At 60.7% G+C, this 4,092-nt stretch carries 3 protein-coding genes; 2 read left to right on the top strand and 1 reads right to left on the bottom strand.

What is annotated here, in order from left to right; genetic code table 11:
* Nucleotides 1-128: 128 nt before the first annotated feature.
* Nucleotides 129-1,562, top strand: a complete 1,434-nt coding sequence (locus Q4P21_RS14165) for a peptide MFS transporter (RefSeq protein ID WP_303389395.1) — start codon at nt 129-131, stop codon at nt 1,560-1,562.
* A gap of 94 nt (nt 1,563-1,656) precedes the next feature.
* Here the strand turns inward: Q4P21_RS14165 and Q4P21_RS14160 are convergent, their stop codons facing one another.
* Nucleotides 1,657-2,097: a DUF4190 domain-containing protein gene (locus Q4P21_RS14160; protein ID WP_303389387.1), complete on the bottom strand. Its 441-nt coding sequence runs from the start codon at nt 2,095-2,097 to the stop codon at nt 1,657-1,659.
* Nucleotides 2,098-2,356: 259 nt separating this feature from the next.
* Between Q4P21_RS14160 and pgm the strand changes: the two genes are divergently transcribed.
* Nucleotides 2,357-4,000, top strand: a complete 1,644-nt coding sequence (gene pgm, locus Q4P21_RS14155) for a phosphoglucomutase (alpha-D-glucose-1,6-bisphosphate-dependent) (RefSeq protein WP_303389386.1) — start codon at nt 2,357-2,359, stop codon at nt 3,998-4,000.
* Nucleotides 4,001-4,092: the final 92 nt, after the last annotated feature.

Here is a 4,092-nt window from a genome sequence, read left to right as displayed (position 1 = left end):
AGGGTTGGGAGAGGGATGCGCGGTAGCCCCGTCCAAGCAGCCCAAATATGACGAACCGTTGCAACAGTGCAAAAATTGACCCTGTGAGCTCACAAAAAAGCCCCGCCGAACAGGCCAAGGCACCTCAAATGACCCGCGATACAGCATTCTTCGGACAACCCAAGATGCTGCTGAATCTCTTCAGTGTCGAGCTGTGGGAACGGTTCTCCTTCTATGGCATGCAGGGCATCCTTGCCTACTACATGTACTACTCCGTCACCAAGGGTGGCCTTGGAATTGACGAGGGCACAGCCCTGGGGATCGTTGGAGCGTACGGCGGTGGGGTGTATCTTTCCACCATCTTGGGCGCGTGGGTCGCCGACCGCCTTCTCGGCTCGGAAAAAGTCCTGTTTTACAGCGCCATCTTGATCATGGCCGGCCACCTGTCACTGGCGTTTCTGCCCGGTGCGGCAGGCCTGGCAACCGGTCTGATCCTCATTGGGGTGGGCTCAGGCGGGTTGAAGGCCAACGCCACATCGTTGGTCGGAACGCTGTACGCCAAGGACGACGAGCGACGCGACGCCGGTTTCTCCATCTTCTACATGGGCATCAACATTGGCGGCCTGATTGGCCCGTTGGCCACCGGATGGCTGCAGGTCACGTGGGGTTTCCATGTTGGTTTCGGTGCGGCTGCCGTTGGCATGGCCTTCGGCCTGCTGCAGTACGGGCTGACCCGCAAGAACCTGCCGGAGTCCGCACACCGCATCGCCAACCCGCTGCCCAAGTCAGAGCGTGGCAAGTTCGCGGGAGCAGCTGCAGCGGCAATCGTGCTTATCGTGGCGGCCGTGGTGTTCAAGCTCATCACCGCCGAGAACCTCAAGTGGGTCATCGTCGCCGTCGTCATCATTGCAACAGTCGCCTATTTCGCCGTGATCCTGGCGAACAAGACGGTCACTGGCGAGGAACGCAGCCGCGTTTACTCCTTCATGCCGCTGTTCCTTGCCAGCGCCGTTTTCTGGTCGCTTTTCCAGCAGCAGTTCACCGTGATTGCCTTGTACTCGGACAAGCGTCTTGACCGCACCATCCTTGGCTGGGAGATTCCCGCCAGCTGGGTTTCCTCGATCAACCCGGTGTTCATCATCATTCTCGCTGGCGTGTTCGCCGCAGTGTGGACCAAGTGGGGACCGCGCCAGCCGGGCACACCGGTGAAGTTCTCCGTGGCCTTGGTCGTCATGGGATTGGCGTACCTGTCCTTCATTCCGTTCGCCGGGATGGCAGCGGTGCCCATGTTGGCCATCGTGTTCATTTTGATGCTGTTCACGGTCGCCGAACTAATGCTCTCCCCCGTGGGGCTCTCCTTGGCCACCAAGCTGGCCCCGGCCGCGTTCCAGACGCAGATGGTGGCCTTGTTCTTCCTGTCGGTCTCCCTCGGCACGGCCATGTCAGGCGTGTTGGCCCAGTGGTACAACCCTGAGCACGAGACCCCGTACTTCCTGGTCGTTGGCCTGGTCTCCATTGGCTTTGGTGTGCTGCTGTTCCTGGCGAAGAAGCCGATCAAGACGTTGATGGCCGGCGTGATGTAGTTTTTTCTCCAAGAACGACGGCGGCACCTGTCCTTTCGCTTGATCGAAAAGGGACAGGTGCCGCCGTCGTTTGCAGACGCCTGAATCATGTGTTCTAAAGCTGACTGAAGTCGCTTCCGGAGCTACCCGCCAAAACAGCGATGATGAAGATGTAGAACAGGTAAATGCCTCCCCAAACCACCAAAGCCAGATAGTTGGTGACGAGCCCGGTAATCGAAAAAGCCCGGCCTTGCGGACTTTCCTTCTTCAGGCCCAAGTGTCCCAGCACGATCCCCACAATCTGGGGTGCGATCATCCACCCGAGCAAAAACAGTGAGGTCAGGCCAATGATCATGCTCGCAAGGCTTAGCCCGCGCGGGCCGCTGATGGGCATCACATAGCCTTGTCCGCCCTGATAGTAGGTGGGTGCCGGGTACTGAGATTGCTGATACTGCTGCCCGTACGGGGGAAGTGGCTGATTCTGGTACTGCTGGTTCTGGAACTGCGGGTTTTGGTACTGCTGATTTTGGTACTGCGGGTTTCCTCCGCTGTACACGTCCTGAGGCGCTTGGGCCGGGTATAAGGGCGGCACGGCGGGGGCGTTATATCCCGGAGGCGTGCTACCGGAAGGCTCCCCGCTGTACGGCTGTGGCTGGTCCGGATGATTCGACACTGCTGGCTCCTGCAAAAATTTGTGCCCCTACGCGCGGGGAAAGAATGGCTTGGGCTGTCTTCCATCGTAATGCAGGGCCCTGAACGGTTCACAGTTTGGGCAATGGGTGCCAATCTGCCCCTTGCTCTGGCATGCTGTGATCATGGCTAGTCGCGCGGGCACTGTTGCCCTTCCCCAGGACCTTGTTGATCTTTCTGCATTGATGGATGCTTACTATGATCTGTCCCCGGATATGGGTGATCCCGCACAACGTGTAGCCTTCGGCACGTCGGGGCACCGAGGCAGTTCGTTGAAGTCCTCCTTCAACGAAGCCCACATTGCCGCCATTACGCAGGCCATTGTTGAATACAGGGCCGGTCAGGGCATCACGGGGCCGTTGTTCATGGGCAAAGATACCCACGCACTCAGCGAGCCTGCACAGAACACTGCCCTGGAGGTGCTTGCGGGCAATGGGGTTGAGGTGTTGATTGATGCGCGCCACGGCTACACGCCCACCCCGGCCGTCTCCCACGCCATCCTCTCCCACAACAAGGGCCGCACGGATGCATTGGCGGACGGTATTGTTGTCACCCCTTCGCACAACCCTCCCGGTGACGGCGGTTTCAAGTACAACCCTCCGCATGGAGGCCCAGCCGATTCAGATGCGACTGGATGGATTGCCAACCGTGCCAATGAGCTGCTGGAAGCAGGCTTGCGCGGTGTGCGCCGCGTGCAGTTGCCTGAGGCCATGTCCGCATCCACAACGGGAAAGTTTGATTTCCTCTCCAACTACGTTGACGACCTCCCCTCCGTCCTGGACCTGGACGCCATCCGTTCCGCAGGGGTGCGCATCGGCGCCGATCCCATGGGTGGGGCTTCGGTTGACTACTGGGGCGAAATTCGTGAACGCCACCACCTTGACCTGACAGTGGTCAACCCCACGGTTGACCCGCAATGGTCATTCATGACCCTTGACTGGGATGAGAAGATCCGCATGGACTGCTCCTCTCCCTCGGCGATGGCTTCCCTGATTGGCAAGCTCAGCGCAGGGGCACCGTATGACATTGCCACGGGCAACGATGCCGACGCCGACAGGCACGGCATTGTCACCCCGGACGGCGGGTTGATGAACCCCAACCACTACCTTGCCGTGGCGATCCAGTACTTGTACACGCACCGCTCGCAGTGGCCCGCCACTGCCGGAGTGGGCAAGACTCTTGTCTCTTCCTCCATCATTGACAGGGTCGCCGCAGATCTTGGCCGCAAACTCGTCGAAGTGCCGGTCGGGTTCAAGTGGTTTGTTCCAGGCCTGCTCTCCGGTGAGGGTGTATTTGGCGGGGAGGAATCCGCAGGTGCATCCTTCGTGAAGAAGGACGGCTCCGTCTGGACCACCGACAAGGACGGCATCCTGCTGGCACTGCTGGCCTCGGAAATCACGGCCGTGACGGGCAAGTCGCCCTCGGTGCACTACGGTGAGTTGACCGCCCGCTTTGGGGCGCCGTCGTACGCGCGCATTGACGCCGCCGCGACCCGCGAGCAGAAGGCTGCGCTAGGCAAGCTCTCCGCCGCCGACGTCACCGCCACCACACTGGCCGGCGAAGAGATCACTGCCAAGCTGACTGAAGCCCCCGGTAACGGTGCCGCAATTGGCGGGCTGAAGGTCACCACCGAAAACGCCTGGTTCGCAGCCCGCCCCTCCGGCACCGAGGACGTGTACAAGATTTACGCCGAGTCCTTCAAGGGCCCGGAACATCTGGCCCAGGTCCAGGCAGAGGCGAAGGCCCTCGTGGACGGGGTCATCTCCTAAGCGCGGGATTAAGTGCCGGGCTCTGGACAGGGCCCGGCATTTTTCCGGCGACTATCCGACGCGTCGGCCGCAGGCGGCCTTGGGCGTCTCCT

Origin of the sequence: Arthrobacter sp. (genome assembly GCF_030540645.1) — a bacterium.
Lineage (GTDB): Bacteria > Actinomycetota > Actinomycetes > Actinomycetales > Micrococcaceae > Specibacter.
The sequence above is the reverse complement of the archived record's forward strand: the minus strand, read 5'-3'. Positions and strand labels throughout refer to the sequence as shown.

Bases quoted from the DNA above. Each gene is read 5' to 3' on its own strand.
- pgm (WP_303389386.1), top strand. From the start codon at position 2,357: ATGGCTAGTCGCGCGGGCACTGTTGCCCTTCCCCAGGACCTTGTTGAT.
- Q4P21_RS14165 (WP_303389395.1), top strand. From the start codon at position 129: ATGACCCGCGATACAGCATTCTTCGGACAACCCAAGATGCTGCTGAAT.